This window comes from Amycolatopsis bartoniae (genome assembly GCF_014191255.1).
In the GTDB taxonomy this organism is placed as follows: domain Bacteria; phylum Actinomycetota; class Actinomycetes; order Mycobacteriales; family Pseudonocardiaceae; genus Amycolatopsis_E; species Amycolatopsis_E bartoniae.
Map to the genome: position 1 here is coordinate 162,978 of NZ_JACHWH010000010.1, position 16,620 is coordinate 179,597.

The 16,620-nt window shown below is 73.1% G+C and carries 13 protein-coding genes; 9 read left to right on the forward strand and 4 right to left on the reverse strand.

What is annotated here, in order from left to right; genetic code table 11:
- Positions 1-37: 37 nt before the first annotated feature.
- On the reverse strand, positions 38-427 hold the full coding sequence (locus tag FHX82_RS31595) for a MerR family transcriptional regulator (RefSeq protein WP_229880291.1): 390 nt from the start codon (positions 425-427) through the stop codon (positions 38-40).
- Between the two features lie 142 nt (positions 428-569).
- On the opposite strand from FHX82_RS31595, the gene FHX82_RS31600 reads away from it, so the two are divergent.
- On the forward strand, positions 570-3,383 hold the full coding sequence (locus FHX82_RS31600; protein ID WP_145934549.1) for a penicillin acylase family protein: 2,814 nt from the start codon (positions 570-572) through the stop codon (positions 3,381-3,383).
- A 5-nt stretch (positions 3,384-3,388) separates the two neighbouring features.
- Here the strand turns inward: FHX82_RS31600 and FHX82_RS31605 are convergent, their stop codons facing one another.
- On the reverse strand, positions 3,389-3,544 hold the full coding sequence (locus FHX82_RS31605) for a hypothetical protein (protein ID WP_183176942.1): 156 nt from the start codon (positions 3,542-3,544) through the stop codon (positions 3,389-3,391).
- 142 nt (positions 3,545-3,686) lie between these two features.
- Between FHX82_RS31605 and FHX82_RS31610 the strand changes: the two genes are divergently transcribed.
- Positions 3,687-4,103, forward strand: a complete 417-nt coding sequence (locus tag FHX82_RS31610) for a hypothetical protein (RefSeq protein WP_145934550.1) — start codon at positions 3,687-3,689, stop codon at positions 4,101-4,103.
- A gap of 6 nt (positions 4,104-4,109) precedes the next feature.
- Here the strand turns inward: FHX82_RS31610 and selD are convergent, their stop codons facing one another.
- Complete coding sequence (gene selD, locus FHX82_RS31615) at positions 4,110-5,102, reverse strand: selenide, water dikinase SelD (protein WP_145934551.1); 993 nt, start codon at positions 5,100-5,102, stop codon at positions 4,110-4,112.
- Between the two features lie 79 nt (positions 5,103-5,181).
- On the opposite strand from selD, the gene selA reads away from it, so the two are divergent.
- The 5 genes from selA to nrfD all read left to right on the forward strand — a co-directional run bounded on the left by selA (position 5,182) and on the right by nrfD (position 13,616).
- Positions 5,182-6,462: an L-seryl-tRNA(Sec) selenium transferase gene (selA, locus tag FHX82_RS31620; RefSeq protein ID WP_145934552.1), complete on the forward strand. Its 1,281-nt coding sequence runs from the start codon at positions 5,182-5,184 to the stop codon at positions 6,460-6,462.
- Positions 6,450-8,156, forward strand: coding sequence for a selenocysteine-specific translation elongation factor (locus tag FHX82_RS31625; RefSeq protein WP_145934553.1), 1,707 nt, complete (start codon positions 6,450-6,452; stop codon positions 8,154-8,156). Before selA ends, FHX82_RS31625 begins: the two co-directional genes overlap by 13 nt.
- Positions 8,157-8,221: 65 nt before the next feature.
- Positions 8,222-11,488, forward strand: a complete 3,267-nt coding sequence (gene fdh / locus FHX82_RS31635; RefSeq protein ID WP_191303888.1) for a formate dehydrogenase — start codon at positions 8,222-8,224, stop codon at positions 11,486-11,488.
- On the forward strand, positions 11,485-12,501 hold the full coding sequence (locus FHX82_RS31640; protein ID WP_145934556.1) for a 4Fe-4S dicluster domain-containing protein: 1,017 nt from the start codon (positions 11,485-11,487) through the stop codon (positions 12,499-12,501). The genes fdh and FHX82_RS31640 overlap by 4 nt, the downstream gene beginning before the upstream one ends.
- Positions 12,498-13,616 (forward strand): NrfD/PsrC family molybdoenzyme membrane anchor subunit, encoded by a 1,119-nt coding sequence (gene nrfD, locus FHX82_RS31645; protein WP_221216781.1) that lies wholly within the window; start codon positions 12,498-12,500, stop codon positions 13,614-13,616. The genes FHX82_RS31640 and nrfD overlap by 4 nt, the downstream gene beginning before the upstream one ends.
- Positions 13,617-13,625: 9 nt before the next feature.
- On the opposite strand, the gene FHX82_RS31650 is transcribed toward nrfD, so the two are convergent.
- Entirely contained in the window at positions 13,626-14,513 is an 888-nt protein-coding gene (locus tag FHX82_RS31650; RefSeq protein WP_145934557.1) for an SAM-dependent methyltransferase, read from the reverse strand.
- A 73-nt stretch (positions 14,514-14,586) separates the two neighbouring features.
- Here FHX82_RS31650 and FHX82_RS31655 point away from each other — a divergent pair, with 73 nt between their 5' ends.
- Positions 14,587-15,555 carry a nucleoside hydrolase gene (locus FHX82_RS31655; protein WP_145934558.1) on the forward strand — a complete coding sequence of 323 codons (969 nt, stop codon included), beginning with the start codon at positions 14,587-14,589 and terminating at the stop codon, positions 15,553-15,555.
- Positions 15,543-16,619, forward strand: a complete 1,077-nt coding sequence (locus tag FHX82_RS31660) for a CapA family protein (protein ID WP_145934559.1) — start codon at positions 15,543-15,545, stop codon at positions 16,617-16,619. The genes FHX82_RS31655 and FHX82_RS31660 overlap by 13 nt, the downstream gene beginning before the upstream one ends.
- Position 16,620: the final 1 nt, after the last annotated feature.

The window sequence follows — 16,620 nt, forward strand, 5'->3', positions numbered from 1 at the left end:
CGCCGGTGTCACCTTCACGCTCGCCGTAACCCTACCCTTACGTGAGGGGAGGGTTGCCGTCGAGGTGCGCGCGCAGGGTGGCCGCGAACTCCTCGGCGATGCCGAGCTTCTTGCGCAGCTCGTCCCGGGAGCGCTCGGCGGCCTCGGTGAACTCCGCCAGGCGCCCGCGCGGGTCGGCGACCTCCGGATCACCCGGGAGCGGGTCGAGGATGGCCAGCAGCTCTCGCATCTCGTCGAGCTGGAACCCGAGCGGCTTCATCCGCATGATCAGCCGCAGCCGGTCGACCTCCGCCTCCCGGTACAGCCGGAAGCCGCCCTGGCTGCGGGCGCTGGGCACGACGAGGCCGACTTCCTCGTAGTACCGGATCGTGCGCAGCGACAGGCCGGTGCGCTCGGCGACCTGGCCGATCTGCAGCTGCCCGTCCACGCGGACCCACGGTAGTGCACCGCCGGTCGGACTGGCCCGTTCGGGCGGAAGTAAACGTGAGGGACTTTCGTGATTGCGGCGGCCCCGCGTACCGTTCCGGTCCGCACGATGCCGTGTCCCGCCGCGTCGAAGGAGCGTGCTCATGCGCCGGTCAGCCCGGAAGCGGATCGTGGGAGCCCTGCTCGCCGCCGTCACCGCCGTCGCCGTGGTGACCTCGCCCGCCGAGGCCGCGCCTCCCGCGGACTACTGCGGCGGCCAGTGCAACGACATCCTGCCGCCCGGCGAGAACGGCAACGCGACGCTGGCGGACATCCTCGGCAACAAGTTGTTCGGCACCCGCCCGGCCCACACCGACGATCAGCTCGGCCCGTACGCGGCGCTGGCAAACGACTACCAGTCGGTCACGAACGACACGATCGACCAGTACTTCAACTCCTCGGCTTTCGGTGTGCCGCCGGACCAGGTGGCCAGCAGCATCCAGCCACGCTCGGACGTCAGCATCGTCCGCGACAAGGCGACCGGCGTCCCGCACGTCTACGGCACCACCCGGTCGGGCACGGAGTTCGGCGCCGGGTACGCGGCGGCGCAGGACCGGCTGTGGCTCATGGACCTGTTCCGCCACGTCGGGCGCGGGCAGCTGACCAGCTTCGCCGGCGGGGCCGAGGGCAACCGGCAGCTGGAGCAGACGTTCTGGGCCGCCGCCCCGTACACCGAGCAGGACCTGCAGGACCAGGTGAACCGCATCGCGGCGAGCGGGCCGGCGGGGGCGCAGGCACTCACCGACATCAACGCCTACCTCGACGGGGTGAACACCTACATCCGCCAGGCGTACCAGGGCCGTTACTTCCCGGGGGAGTACGTGCTCACCGGGCACGTCGACGCGATCACCAACGCCGGGTCGATCGACCCGTTCCAGGCGACCGACCTCATCGCGATCGCCGGGGTCGTCGGCGCGCTGTTCGGCACCGGAGGTGGCGGCGAAGTCCAGTCGGCGCTGGTGAAGCAGGCCGCGGAGGCGAAGTACGGCCCGGCGCTGGGGGAGCAGGTGTGGCAGTCCTTCCGGGAGGAGAACGATCCCGAAGCCACGCTGACGGTGCACAGTGGACAGTCCTTCCCGTACGCCGCCAGTCCCGCGAACCCCGAGGGAGTCGCGCTGCCGGACGCCGGGTCGGTGCGGCCCCAGCAGGAGGTCTACGACCCGACCGGCTCGGCGGTCACCAACGCGAAGGCGCCGGTCGCGGCACCGGCGTCGCTCGCGCCGGCGAAGGGGATCTTCGACAACGGCGTGTTGCCGGGAAACCTGTTGTCGGACAAGCACGGCATGTCGAACGCGCTCGTGGTGTCGGGTCAGCACACCGACGACGGGCACCCGCTCGCCGTGTTCGGCCCGCAGACCGGCTACTTCGCGCCCCAGCTGCTGATGCTGGAGGAGCTGCAGGGGCCGGGGATCAGCGCCCGCGGGGTTTCCTTCGCGGGCACCAACTTCTACGTGCAGCTGGGCCGGGGTCAGGACTACGCGTGGAGCGCCACCTCCGCGTCACAGGACATCACCGACACCTTCGCGCTGCAGCTGTGCAACCCGGACGGCTCGGCACCGGGTCCGGATTCGACGTCCTATGTGGACAACGGGCAGTGCGTGCCCATGGAACCGCTGGAGGTGAGGAACTCGTGGAAACCGACCATCGCTGACACCACCGCGGCCGGGTCGTACCGGCTCGTCGAGTACCGGACGCGCTACGGGCTCGTGCAGTACCGGGCCACGGTCGGCGGGAAGCCGGTGGCGTACGCGGCGCAGCGCTCCACCTACCGGCACGAGGCCGACTCGATCCTCGGCTTCCAGAAGTTCAACGACCCCGCGCAGATGGGCACGGCGGCGCAGTTCGAGGCCGCGGCCGCGGACATCAACTACACCTTCAACTGGTTCTACGTGAACTCGTCGGAAAGCGCTTACTACAATTCCGGGTGGAACCCCGTCCGGCCATCCACTGTGGACCCGAACCTGCCGGTGCTCGCCGACCCGCGGTACGAGTGGCTCGGCTGGGACCCGGCGCTCAACACCTCGCAGCGGACGCCGGACTCCGCGCACCCGAGCTCGGTGGACCAGGACTACTACGTGTCCTGGAACAACAAGCAGGCGCGGGACTACACGTCGGCGGGGTTCGGCGAGGCGAGCGTGCACCGCGTCGACCTGCTCGACTCCCGGCTTTCGGCCCTCGTGGCGCGCGGGAACGTGAGCCGGGCGGACGTCGTGCGGGCGATGGAGGACGCGGCGGTGACCGACCTGCGCGGCGAGGACGTGCTGCCGACGCTGCTGCGGGTGATCGACACCCGGCCCGTCACCGATCCCGCGCAGGCGGCGGCCGTGAGCCAGCTGCGGACGTGGCTGGCGCACGGGGCGAAGCGCGTCGAGACGTCGCCGGGCAGCAGGACCTACGCCGACGCCACGGCCATCCAGGTGATGGACGCGTGGTGGCCGCTGCTGGTGCAGGCCGAGTTCCAGCCGGCGATGGGTAACGACCTGTTCACCGCGCTGGTCGGCGCCCTGCAGATCAACGAGTCCCCGTCGAACGGCCAGACCGGCCCGACGAGCGGGGGAGCGTCGGCCAACGAGTCGGCGCCACACCGCGGCTCGGCCTTCCAGCACGGCTGGTGGTCCTATGTGGACAAGGACCTGCGGGCGGTGCTGGGGGAGCCGGTGGCGGGCGGGCTGGCGCAGCCGTACTGCGGCGGCGGGAACCTCGCGGCGTGCCGGACGGCACTGCTGGCGAGCCTCGCGCAGGCGGCGGCCGAGCCCGCGACCACGGTGTACCCGGCCGACGACAACTGTTCGGCGGGGCAGCAGTGGTGCGCGGACTCGATCGTGCAGCGCCCGATGGGCGGCATCACCGACCCGGCGATCGGCTGGCAGAACCGGCCGACGTTCCAGCAGGTGGTGCAGTTCACCGGCCACCGGTGAGGGAGTCAGGAGTCTTCGCGGTCGTCCTCGCCGCCGGCACTGTCGTCGCTGCCGGGCGGACCGAAGCCGTCGGCCGTGTTGGGTGCTCCCTGCCCGGGATCGGCGGCGGCGATGCGTTCCTCGCCGAGGTGCGGGTCCGGTTCGAACGGTGAGGTCGTCATGGGCGCGGGAGTACCCCGCGGTCGGCGGATCATGCCGTATAACGACCTATACGGTGGTGCTTCACAGCGAATTTTCAGCGTGGCCGCAGGTTTCGTTCAGCCTTCCGGCTCAAGATCACCGCAGGGAAGCGGAGGGAGCAGGATGGGGAAGGACGAACCGCGGCCGGAAGCCCACGACCCGGCAGCGGCGAAGGAACCACACGCGGAGAACTCGGCCGGGGCATCGCAGACGGGGAACGCCGCCAGCACGCCGCAGCCCGGCGAGGCAGCGGCGACGCCCCAAGTCGGTGCGCCGTGGCCGGGGCAGCCCTGGACGCCTCCGCCGGGCTGGCAGGCCACCGCGCCGCCGAAGCGGGGGGCGCGGGTCGCCGTCACCGTGGTCGCGGTCGTGGCCGCGTTGCTGGTCGGCGGGGTGGGCGGGTTCGCCATCGGGCACGCCACGGCCGGGAACAGCGGCGCAGGTCAGCACCAGTTCCGGGAGCGCCCTAACGGCGGGTACGGCTTCCCCGGCTTCCCCGGGCGCACGAACGGGCAGAACCAGGGCGGCAGCAACACCTGACGGGCATCACCGGACGACGATGGTCCGGCCTTCCCACGGCACGAGCTCCCCGATGACCGGCGCGCCGGGGATCTCTCCGGCAATGAGCAGCCCGCCGGAGGTCTGGGCGTCCGCGAGCAGGAGGGCCTCGTCCTCGCTCACCGCCGACAGGTCGACGTGCGGGGCTACCCAGTCGAGGTTGCGCCGGGTGCCGCCGCTCACGTAGCCCGCCGCCAGTGCCTCCCGTGCACCCTCCACATAGGACACCGCTGTCGAGTCGAGCACCGCCGTCACACCGCTCGCCCTCGCGAGCTTGTGCAGGTGCCCCAGCAGCCCGAAGCCCGTCACGTCCGTCGCGCACTCCACCCCGGCCGCGAGCGCCGCGCGCGCCGCCGCGGCGTTGAGCGTCGTCATCACCTCGATGGCCTCCGGAAAGCGCTCTCCGGTGGCCTTGTGCCTGCTGTTGAGCACGCCGATCCCCAGCGGCTTCGTCAGCGACAGCGGCACGCCGGGTTTGCCCGAATCGTTGCGCAGCAACCGTTCCGGGTCGGCGATACCGGTGACCGCGAGCCCGTACTTCGGCTCCGGGTCGTCGACGCTGTGCCCGCCGGCGAGGTGGCAGCCCGCGGCCGCGCACACGTCGAGCCCGCCCCGCAGCGTCTCGGCCGCCAGCTCGAACGGCAGCACCTCCCGTGGCCAGCCGAGCAGGTTCACCGCGACCACCGGCCGGCCGCCCATCGCGTACACGTCGGAAAGTGCGTTCGTCGCGGCGATCCGCCCCCAGTCGTAGGGATCGTCCACCACCGGGGTGAAGAAGTCCGTGGTCGCGATCAGCGCCGTCCCGCCCTCGATCCGCACCGCCGCCGCGTCGTCGCCGTCGTCGAGGCCCACCAGCAGCTCGCCGGCGGGGTCCCGCGGGCGCGCGGCGACGAGGCCGCGGACCACGTCCTCCAGCTCACCGGGCGGGATCTTGCACGCGCAGCCGCCGCCGTGGGCGTACTGGGTCAGTCGGTAGGCCATGCGCCCATGCTGCCCCCGCCCGGTTCGCACGGCAGCGGCAGGCTTGCCATGATGGTCGCCATGCTCCCCGGGACCGGCCGTGGGTGACCCGCGGCGGCGGGTACCCCGCACCGACGTGCTGCTCACGCACCCGCGCCTCGCCGAGGCCGAGCGCGTACTCGGCCGTGCGCTCGTGAAATCCGTGATCGCCCAGGCGCAGCAGCGGGCACGCGCGGGGGAGATCGAGCCGGAGCAGGTCGCCGAGCACGCGGTCGCCGCGCTGCCCCCGACGGCGGCGAGCCTGCGGCCCGTGGTCAACGCGACCGGCGTCGTCGTGCACACCAACCTCGGGCGCGCCCCGTTGTCGCGGGCGGCGCTCGACGCGGTGGTCACCGCGGGCCGCGCGACGGACGTCGAGTTCGACCTCGCCACCGGCCGCCGCGCCCGCCGCGGCCGGGGCGCGCTGGTGGCGCTGGCCCGCGCGGTGCCGGCCGCGGGCGGCGTGCACGTCGTCAACAACAACGCGGCCGCCCTGCTGCTGACGGCGCTGACTCTGGCGCCCGGCAAGGAGATCGTGCTCAGCCGGGGCGAGCTGGTCGAGATCGGCGACGGGTTCCGCATCCCCGAGCTGCTGGAGTCGGCGGGCTCGCGGTTGCGCGAGGTCGGCACCACCAACCGCACGAGCCTGCGCGACTACGCGGACGCTCTCGGCCCGGAAACCGGTTTCGTGCTCAAGATCCACCCGTCCAACTTCCAGGTCACCGGGTTCACCTCCGCGGTGGAGGTCGCCGAGCTGGCGAAGCTCGAAGTCCCGCTCGTGGTGGACATCGGCTCCGGCCTGCTCGCGCCCCATCCCGTCCTGCCGGACGAACCCGACGCCGCCACGGTGCTGCGCGACGGCGCGGACCTCGTGACGGCGAGCGGCGACAAGCTCCTCGGCGGGCCGCAGGCCGGGCTGCTGTTCGGGGACGCGGGCCTCATCGAGCGCCTGCGGCGGCATCCCGCCGCGCGCGCCCTGCGCGTGGACAAGTTGACCCTCGCCGCGCTCGAAGCGACCGTCGCGGGCCCGCCACCACCGGTCGCCCAGGCGCTGACGGGCGACGTGGCCGGGCTGCGGGCGCGGGCGCGGCGGCTGGCCGAACGGCTGCCGGAGGCGCGTGCCGTGGACTGCGTCGCGGCCGTCGGGGGCGGTGGCGCGCCGGGCGTGGAGCTGCCCAGTGCGGGCGTGAGCCTGCCGGAGGCGTACGCCGCCGCCCTGCGCACGGGCACACCGCCGGTCGTCGGGCGGCTGGAGGGCGGCCGCTGCGTGCTGGACCTGCGCACGGTGGCGCCGGAGGAGGACGAGCTGCTCGTGACGGCGGTGCTGGCGTGTTCGTCGTAGCCACCGCCGGGCACGTCGACCACGGCAAGTCCACGCTCGTGCACCGGCTCACCGGGATGTGGCCCGACCGGCTCGCGGAGGAGCAGCGGCGGGGCCTGACGATCGATCTCGGCTTCGCCTGGACGGAGCTGGCCGGGCGGCAGCTCGCGTTCGTCGACGTGCCGGGGCACGAGCGGTTCGTCGCGAACATGCTCGCCGGCGTCGGCCCGGTGCCGGCGGTGCTGTTCGTCGTCGCGGCCACCGAAGGCTGGATGCCGCAGTCCGAGGAGCACCTCGCCGCCCTGGACGCGCTCGGCGTCCGGCAGGCGTTGCTGGTGATCAGCAAGGCGGACCTGGCAGATCCGGCGCGCGCGATCGCGCAGGCGCGGGAACGGTTCGCCGCCACGTCCATGGCCGATCCGCCGGTCGTGCTCGGCACCGACCTCGACCAGGTGCGCGCGGAGCTGGTCGCGCTGGTGGACCGGCTGCCGCAGCCGGAACGGGACGCCGACGTGCGGCTGTGGGTCGACCGGTCCTTCACCGTCCGCGGCGCGGGCACCGTGGTCACCGGAACGCTGGCGGCCGGGACGATCGCCGTCGGCGACGAGCTGGAGCACGCCGGGCGCCGCGTCACCGTCCGCGGGCTCCAGTCTCTGGGCGAGGACCGCACGGAGGTCGGCGCCGTCGCCCGCGTCGCCGTGAACCTGCGTGGTGTGGAGCGCCAGCGCATCGTCCGCGGCGACACGGTGCGGACCCCGGGCGCGTGGCTGGACACCACGGAGGCCGACGTCGCGCTGCGGGCGGCGGGGGAGCTGCACCGGGAACTGGTGCTGCACCTGGGATCCGCGGCCGTCCCCGTGCACGTCCGTCCACTGGGGACGGTCGCCGCGCGGCTGCGCCTGGCCCGGCCGCTGCCGCTGCGCGTCGGTGACGTCGGCCTGCTGCGCGATCCGGGGGAGCACCGCATCGCCGCCGGGTTCGAGGTGCTCGACGTGCGGCCGCCGCGGCTGCGCCGCCGCGGCGCGGCGCAGGCCCGGGCCGAGGAGCTGGCCACCGGGCGCGTGCGGCCGCCCGACTACGCCCGGGCGGCCGAGCTGAAAGCCATGGGGCTGCCCGGAACCGGGCAGCGCGTGGGGGAGTGGGTCGTCGATCCGGACTGGTGGGCCGCGCGGCGGGAAAGCGCTGTCTCCGCCGTGCGCCGGTGGGCCGCCGAGCACGACGTCGCGGCCGGTATGCCGCTGGAGTCGCTGCGGCAGGAGGTGGGCCTGCCTGCCGCCGAACTGGTCCCGAAGCTGCTGGCGGGCACCGCACTGAAGGTTGCCGAAGGGCTGGTGCGCCCGCCCGGCACCGGCCTGCCCGCGCGGGTGGACAAGGCTGTGCGGACGGTCGAGGAGTGGCTCGCCGCCGAGCCGTTCCGCGCTCCCGAGGCCGACGAGCTGAGCGACCTGAAGCTCGGCCCCCGCGAGCTCGCCGCCGCGGTGCGCGCCGGACGGCTCACCCGCATCGCCGACGGTGTCGTGCTCGGGCCCGACGCGGTCGAGCGCGCCGCGGAGGTGCTCGCGACGCTGCCGCAGCCGTTCACGGTCAGCGAAGCCCGCCGGGCGCTGGGCACCACGCGGCGCATCGCCGTGCCGCTGCTGGAGCAGCTCGACGCCCGGAGAATCACCCGCCGGGGCGACGACGGCACGCGGACGCTGGTCGTTGCGAAACCCTGAGTGCCGGGGTTTGATCAGGACACCGGCAGGGTAGTTCGTGCCGGGCTCGGAACGGAGGGACGGAGATGGACATCGGGAAGTGGATCCGGTCGTGGCCGGTCTACCGGCAGGTGACCGGACCCGACGCGCTGGGCCGCGGCAAGGCCGCCCAGTCCGCGCGCTCCGCCGGGCTCACGCCCCGCACCGCGTCCGCCGACTCCGTGGCGCACTCCGTCTGTCCTTTTTGCGCGGTCGGCTGCGCGCAGAAGGTGTACGTCCGGGACGGGAAGGTCGTCCAGATCGAGGGCAACCCGGACAGCCCGATCTCACGCGGGCGCCTGTGCCCCAAGGGTTCCGCGAGCAAGCAGCTGGTCACCGGCCCGCAGCGCCAGACGAAGGTGCGCTACCGCGCGCCCTACGCCACCGAGTGGCAGGAGCTCGACCTCGACACGGCGATGGACATGGTCGCCGACCGGGTGCTCGACGCGCGGCGCCGGGGCTGGCAGGAGCGCGACGGCGACGGGAACCGGCTGCGGCGCACGATGGGCATCGCCAGCCTCGGCGGCGCCACGCTGGACAACGAAGAGAACTACCTGATCAAGAAGCTCTTCACGGCGATGGGCGCGGTGCAGATCGAGAACCAGGCCCGTATTTGACACTCCGCCACGGTTCCCGGTCTGGGAGCCTCCTTCGGTCGCGGTGGCGCGACGGACTACCAGCAGGACCTCGTCAACTCCGACTTCGTCGTCATCATGGGCTCGAACATGGCCGAAGCCCATCCGGTGGGGTTCCAGTGGGTGATGGAGGCCAAGGCGCGCGGCGCGCAGGTGGTGCACATCGACCCGCGGTTCACGCGCACGAGCGCGGTCGCCGACCGGCACGTGCCGCTGCGCGCGGGCACGGACATCGCGTTCCTCGGCGGGGTGATCAACTACATCCTGTCGAACGAGCTGGACTTCCGGGAGTACGTCACCGCCTACACCAACGCGTCGTTCCTCGTGGACGAGCGGTACCAGGACGCCGAGGACCTCGACGGGCTGTTCAGCGGGTACGACCACGACTCCGCGTCCTACGACCCGGCGTCGTGGCACTACGAGCACACGCACTCGGGTGGGCGCGGCGGTTCGGGCGCGAAGGAGCGCGGCGCCCCGGACCAGCTCGGTTCCGGTGGCGCGCCGATCGAAGGCGCCGGCGACATCGCCGCCGACCCGACGCTGCAGCACCCGCGCTGCGTCTACCAGATCCTCAAGCGGCACTACGCCCGCTACACCCCGGAGATGGTCGAGCGCGTGTGCGGCGTGCCCGCCGAGCACTTCCTGGAGATCGCCCGCGCGTGGACGGAGAACTCCGGCCGTGAGCGCACCGCGGCGCTGGTCTACAGCGTGGGCTGGACGCAGCACTCGATGGGCGCGCAGTTCATCCGCGCCGGGTCGATCATCCAGCTGCTGCTGGGCAACATCGGCCGCCCCGGCGGCGGGGTGTTCGCGCTGCGCGGGCACGCGAGCATCCAGGGCTCGACCGACGTGCCGACGCTGTTCAACCTGCTGCCCGGCTACCTCGCGATGCCCGAGGCGGGCCAGGCCACGCTGGAGGACTACCTCGGCAAGATCACCAGCCAGAACCAGAAGGGCTTCTGGCACAAGGCCGACACGTACATGGTGTCGCTGCTGAAGGAGTACTGGGGCGAGCACGCCACCGCCGAGAACGACTACTGCTTCGACTACCTGCCGCGGATCAACGGCGACCACGGCACGTACCGCACGGTCATGGACATGGTCGACGGCAAGGTGTCCGGCTACTTCCTGCTGGGCCAGAACCCGGCCGTCGGGTCGGCGCACGGGCGGCTGCAGCGCCTCGGCATGGCGAACCTCGACTGGCTGGTCGTGCGCGACCTGGTGATGATCGAGAGCGCCACGTTCTGGAAGGACGGGCCGGAGACCGAGACCGGGGAGATCACCCCGGAGACCTGCCGGACCGAGGTGTTCTTCTTCCCCGCCGCGTCGCACGTGGAGAAGGCGGGCACGTTCACCCAGACCCAGCGGATGCTGCAGTGGCGGGAGAAGGCCGTCGAACCGCCGGGCGACGCGCGCTCGGAGCTGTGGTTCACCTACCACCTCGGCCGCAAGCTCCGGGAGAAGCTGGCCGGGTCCACCGACGAGCGCGACCGCCCGCTGCTGGACCTGGCGTGGGACTACGAGATGGAGGGCGACGAGCCGTCCGGCGAGGACGTGCTGCGGCGGATGAACGGCGTCGACCTCACCACGGGCCGCGCGGTCAACGGCTACACCGAGCTGAAGGCCGACGGCAGCACCGCGTGTGGCTGCTGGATCTACAGCGGCGTGTACGCGGACGAGGTCAACCAGGCCGCGCGCCGCAAACCGCACACCGAGCAGGGGCCGTACGAGTCGGAGTGGGGCTGGACCTGGCCGATGAACCGCCGGGTGCTCTACAACCGGGCCTCGGCCGACCCGCAGGGCCGCCCGTGGAGCGAGCGCAAGAAGCTCGTCTGGTGGGACGCGGAGAAGGGCGAGTGGACCGGGCACGACGTGCCGGACTTCGAGAAGACGAAGGCGCCGGACTACCGCCCGCCCGAGGACGCGGTGGGCGTCGAGGCGCTGCGCGGGGACGACGCGTTCATCATGCAGGCCGACGGCAAGGCGTGGCTGTTCGCGCCCAACGGCGTCCTCGACGGGCCGCTGCCCACGCACTACGAGCCGCACGAGTCGCCGGTGCGCAACGCGTTGTACAAGCAGCAGGGCAGCCCGGTGCGCAAGGTGTACGGGCGGTGGGACAACCCGTCCAACCCGTCGCCGCCGGAGGCGCACGCCGAGGTGTTCCCGTTCGTGTTCACCGCGGCGCGGCTCACCGAGCACCACACGGCGGGCGGGATGAGCAGGCAGCTGCCGTACCTGGCGGAGCTGCAGCCGGCGCTGTTCGTGGAGGTGTCGCCGGAGCTGGCGGCCGAGCGCGGGCTGGCGCACCTGGACTGGGCGCACGTGATCACCAGCCGCACGGCGGTGGACGCACGCGTGTTCGTCACCGACCGGATGACGCCGCTGCGGATCGAGGACCGCGTGGTGCACCAGATCTGGATGCCCTACCACTGGGGGCACACCGGGCTGGTGGACGGCGACGTGGTGAACGACCTGCTCGGCGTGGTGGTCGACCCGAACGTGTTCATCCAGGAGAGCAAGGTCGCCACGTGCGACATCCAGCCGGGGCGGCGCCCGCGCGGGCCCGCGCTGCTGGAGTACGTCGCCGAGTACCGGCACCGGGCCGGCATCACGCCGGAGACCGGTACGCACATCGACACGACGCACCCGGATCCTACTTCGCACATGGAGCCGGAATGAGTGACAACAGCTTGTACGGGCCGCTGGAGGATCCCGCGGGCAACGCCGGGTACGACGAGCACCCGCCGCGCGTGGGGTTCTTCACCGACACCTCGGTGTGCATCGGCTGCAAGGCGTGCGAGGTGGCGTGCAAGGAGTGGAACCTCGTGCCCGAGGACGGGTTCAACCTGCTCGGGATGTCGTTCGACAACACCGGCATGCTCGGCGCGGACTCGTGGCGGCACGTGGCGTTCGTCGAGCAGGCCCGGCCGCTGGGCGCGCAGGACCCGGGCCTGGACGGGCTGCCCACCGGACCTTCCGGAAGCCGGCGGTCCGCGGACACGGTCGCGTCGGCGATCGAGCTGGCCGAGCGCGGCGGCGGGGACCTCGGCACGAAGCCGGTGGAGCTGGGGATCCCGAAGTTCGAGCGGCCGGGCGACGGCACCGGCGCGGAGAGCAGGCAGGACTTCCGCTGGCTGATGAGCTCCGACGTGTGCAAGCACTGCACGCACGCGGGCTGCCTCGACGTGTGCCCCACCGGCGCGTTGTTCCGCACGGAGTTCGGCACGGTGGTCGTGCAGCAGGACATCTGCAACGGCTGCGGCTACTGCGTGTCCGGCTGCCCGTACGGCGTGATCGACCGGCGCGAGGACGACGGGCGCGCGTGGAAGTGCACGCTGTGCTACGACCGCCTGCGTGACGGGCTCGAACCGGCGTGCGCCAAGGCGTGCCCGACGGACTCCATCCAGTTCGGCCCGCTCGACGAGCTGCGCGAGCGCGCGGCGCAGCGGGTCGAGCAGCTGCACGAGCGCGGCGTGCCCGAGGCGCGGCTGTACGGTCACGACCCGGACGACGGCGTGGGCGGCGACGGCGCGTTCTTCCTGCTGCTGGACGAGCCGGAGGTGTACGGGCTGCCGCCGGACCCGGTGGTGCCGACGCGGGACGCGCCGGCGATGTGGAAGTTCGCCGGGATGGCGGCGTCGGCGTTCGTCGCCGCCGCGGTGTCGGCGTTCCTGGGGCGGGGAAGGCGATGACGGACGGCAAGGACCCGCTGCTGCGGGAGCTGCGCAGTGACGCGCAGGCGAGGGACATCCACGCGCAGATGTTCGGGCGTGGCGGCACGCGCGAGCAGCCGGCGGTGCCGAAGGCGGAGTTCCGCTCGTACTACGGGCGCGCGGTGCTCAAGTCGCCCGTGTGGGAGTGGAAGATCGCGGCGTACCTGTTCGCGGGCGGGCTGTCCGCGGGGTCGGCGATGCTGGGCGCCGGGGCGGACCTGACCGGGCGGCCAGGGCTGCGGCGCGTGGGCCGGGTCGGGGCGCTGGGCAGCATCGCGGCGAGCATGTACTTCCTGGTCGCCGACCTGGGGCGGCCGGAGCGGTTCCACCACATGCTGCGGGTGGCGAAGCCGAGCTCGCCGATGAGCGTGGGCACGTGGATCCTCGTCGCGTACGGTCCGGGCGCGGGGCTGAGCGGGGTGGCGGAGCTGATGCCGCGCGCGCTGCGGCGCACGTGGGCGGGCAAGGTGCTGGAGAAGGCGGCGCGCCCGGCGGGCCTGTCGGCGGCGGCGTTCGCGCCCGGCGTCGCGTCCTACACGGCGGTGCTGCTGTCGCAGACGGCGGTCCCGGCGTGGCACGAGGCGCACGAGTACCTGCCGTTCGTGTTCACCGGCTCGGCCGCGGCGAGTGGCGGCGGGCTGGGGATGCTGCTGGCGCGGCCCGGGGAGGCGGGCCCGGCCCGGCGGCTGGCGGCGGTGGGCGCGGGGCTGGAGGTCGTCGCGTCGCGGCTGCTGGAGCGGCGGCTGGGCCTGAGCGCGGAGGCGTACACGACGGGCAAGGCGCACCGGCTGCGGAAGTGGGCGGAGTACCTGACGGTCGGTGGGGCACTGGGCACGCTGGTGTCCGGCCGCAGCCGCCCGGCGGCGATGGTGTCCGGGCTGGCGCTGCTGACGGGCAGCGCGCTGCAGCGGTTCGGCGTCTTCGAGGCGGGCGTGGAGTCGACCCGCGACCCGAAGTACGTGGTGGTGCCGCAACGCGAACGCCTGGAGGCGGGCCGCCCGGCGCGGGGCGATGACCGTCCTGGCCCGCAGTTCCCGCGCGTGGTGTCGGCGGTGCGCGGCGTGCGGGCGGCGGTGGCGCGGAAGCTGCGCTGACGGCCGGGCTCAGGGTTTGACCGCGACGCCCGCCCGGTAGTACATCCGCGACGGCTGGTCCTCCCACCAGGGCTCCCCTTCGGGCAGGCCGCGCGTGTCCTCGTCCCACCACGGCTCCTGGGAGCGGTCGGCGTGGGGCCGCCACAGACCGGTCCACTCCAGGCCGGGTTCGAGCAGCGGCCAGCCGCCGAAGAACTCCAGGAACTCCTCGTCCGTGCGCAGGTAGCTGGGGCTCGCCGTGGTCCCGTACTCGCGCGTGACCTCCTGCAGCGCGTCGTCCTCCGGGACGTCCGGCACGTGCGTGAGCACCAGCAGGCTGCCCGGCGCGATCTTGTCGCGGTACACCGACATCGGCACGTCCGGCCGGTCCTCCGGGAACATGAAGTGCAGGAGCGCCGTGACCAGCAGGCAGGTGGGCCGCTCCGGGTCGATGAGGCCGGTGGCGCGGATGCTGCGCCACAGCGCCCCGTGGTTGAAGAAGTCACCCAGCACCGCCTGGTGCCGCTCCGGGTCGGCGGTGCTCGCCAGCAGGATCTCCGAATGCGCGTGGGCGATCAGCTCGTTGTCGACGTAGACCACGCGGGCCTTGAGGTCGGGGGCGAGGCGGTCGGCGATCTCGTGCGGCTGGCTCTGGGTGGGCAGCCCGGCGCCGAGGTCGATGAACTGGTCGATGCCCCGCTCCAGTGCGGTCTCCACGACGCGGCCGACGAAACGGCGGTTCTCGCGCATCGCCCGGCGCAGGTCCGGCATCGTGGCCAGCTGCCGGTCGCCGAACTCGCGGTCGATCGCGTAGTTGTTCGGCCCCTTGCCCCCGAGCATGTAGTCGTAGATGCGCGCCGAACTGGGCCGGTCCAGGTGCAGGCGCAGACTGTCGGCCCGTTCGGTGTCCCCACTCATCCTTGATCCCTTCGCCGGAGTTCCCGGCTAGTGTCCTCCTGGGCGGGAAAACCGACGCGAGGAGGGCTGGCCAGTGGCGCGCAAGGTGATCCTGGACGTGGACACCGGGACCGACGACGCGGTGGCGATCATGCTCGCCGCCGGGCTGCCGGAGCTCGACGTGCTCGGCGTGACGACGGTGCACGGCAACGCGCCGCTGGTGCACACCACCGACAACACCCTGCGCGTGCTCGACCGGATCGGCCGGCCGGACATCGGCGTGCACCCCGGCCTGTCGCGCCCGCTCGTGCGGCCGGGTTTCCCGGGGCAGAAGCACTTCGAGCGCGATTCGCGGCGCGACATGCACGGCACCACGCTGCCCCTGCCGGAAGCCCGCAGCGCGCCGAGCGACGTGTCGGCCGTCGAGTTCCTGCTGCACACCCTGCGCACGACCACCGAACGCGTGACGCTCGTGCCGGTCGCGCCGCTGGGCAACATCGCCACCGTGGTGGCGATCGACCCGTCGGTGCGGGACGCGGTGGAGGAGGTCGTGATCATGGGCGGCGCGCACGCGTACGGCAACGTCACGCCGTCGGCGGAGTTCAACGTGTGGGCGGATCCGGAGGCCGCGGCCGCCGTGTTCGGCGCGGGGTTCGAGCGGCTGACCCTCGTTCCGCTCGACGCGACCCACCAGGCCCTGATCACGCGCGAGGACTGCGCGGAGCTCGACGCCCTCGGCACGCCCGCCGGTACCGCGGCCGCGAAGCTGATCACGCGCCGGATCGACGCCTACACCGCCGGCAGCGGGGTCGCGATCCCGGACGCGGCGCCGGTGCACGACGCCGTCTGCGTGGCGTACCTCGTGCGGCCCGAGGTGATCACCACGCGCCCGGCGCGGGTGGAGGTCGAGACCAGTGGCGAGCTGACCGTGGGGCGCACGGTCATGGACGTGCGCCCCAACGCCACCGGCACTCCCAACGCGAACGTGGCCTTCGGCGCCGACGGGCGGATCCTGGCCCGCCTGCTGAAGGACGTCTTCGCCACCGGGCCATGCGGCGACTGAGCGGGGTCCTGGCGGCGGTTCTCCTCACCGCGGCGTGCACGACCGCCACCGCCCCGGTACCCGCGCCCGTTCCGGCGGCGCCGCCCGACCCCGGCTTCACCGTCGTGGCCAGCGGCGACGTGCTGATCCACCCCGCGCTCACCGAACAGGCCACAAAGGACGGTAGTGGCACGCGGGACTACCGGCCGGAGCTCGCCGGGATCCGTGACGTCGTCAGCCGGGCCGATCTCGCGATCTGCCACCTGGAGACGCCGCTGGCGGCCGCGGGCGGCCCGTTCCGCGGCTATCCGGACTTCAGCGCGCCGCCCGAGATCGCCACGGCGCTGGCCGCCACCGGCTACGACGACTGCTCGACCGCCTCCAACCACACCCTCGACCAGGGCACCGCGGGCGTCCAGCGGACACTCGACGCGCTCGACGCCGCGGGCGTGCGGCACACCGGTTCCGCCCGCAGCGAGCAGGAGGCGGCGACCCCGCTCGTGCTCGACGTGCACGGGGTGAAGGTCGCGCACGTGTCGTTCACCTTCGGTTTCAACGGCCGGACCGTGCCCGCGGACCGGCCGTGGGTCGCGAACACCCTCGACGCCCGCGCGGTGCTCGCCGCCGCCCGCGCGGCGAAGGCGGCCGGGGCGCAGGTGGTGATCGCGAGCCTGCACTGGGGCGTGGAGTACCGGCAGGAGCCCACCGAGGACCAGCGGCGCATCGCGCGGCAGCTGCTCGCGGACCCGGCGGTGGACCTGATCATCGGGCACCACGCGCACGTCGTGCAGCCGTTCGAGCGGATCGGCGGGAAGTGGGTCGCCTACGGCCTCGGCAACTCGATCGCCCGCCACGACGAGCCGCGCGGCACCACCGAGGAGGGCGCGATCGCCCGGTTTCACTTCACGCCGTCGGGCTCGGGCTGGACCGTCGACCGCGCGGAGTACGTGCCGACGGTGATCGACCTCGGGCCGCCGATCCGGCTGCGCACCGCGCGGGACGCCGGAGCCGACCCGGCCCGCACCGACGAGGTCGTGTTCAGCAGGGGAGCACGGGAGGCGGGCCTGACCCGCGCCGCGGGTTAGC

Coding starts and splice junctions, on each gene's coding strand:
- FHX82_RS31640 (WP_145934556.1), top strand. CDS start 11,485: ATGAGTGACAACAGCTTGTACGGGCCGCTGGAGGATCCCGCGGGCAAC.
- nrfD (WP_221216781.1), top strand. CDS start 12,498: ATGACGGACGGCAAGGACCCGCTGCTGCGGGAGCTGCGCAGTGACGCG.
- FHX82_RS31650 (WP_145934557.1), bottom strand. CDS start 14,513: ATGAGTGGGGACACCGAACGGGCCGACAGTCTGCGCCTGCACCTGGAC.
- FHX82_RS31610 (WP_145934550.1), top strand. CDS start 3,687: ATGGGGAAGGACGAACCGCGGCCGGAAGCCCACGACCCGGCAGCGGCG.
- selD (WP_145934551.1), bottom strand. CDS start 5,102: ATGGCCTACCGACTGACCCAGTACGCCCACGGCGGCGGCTGCGCGTGC.
- FHX82_RS31660 (WP_145934559.1), top strand. CDS start 15,543: ATGCGGCGACTGAGCGGGGTCCTGGCGGCGGTTCTCCTCACCGCGGCG.
- FHX82_RS31605 (WP_183176942.1), bottom strand. CDS start 3,544: ATGACGACCTCACCGTTCGAACCGGACCCGCACCTCGGCGAGGAACGC.
- FHX82_RS31600 (WP_145934549.1), top strand. CDS start 570: ATGCGCCGGTCAGCCCGGAAGCGGATCGTGGGAGCCCTGCTCGCCGCC.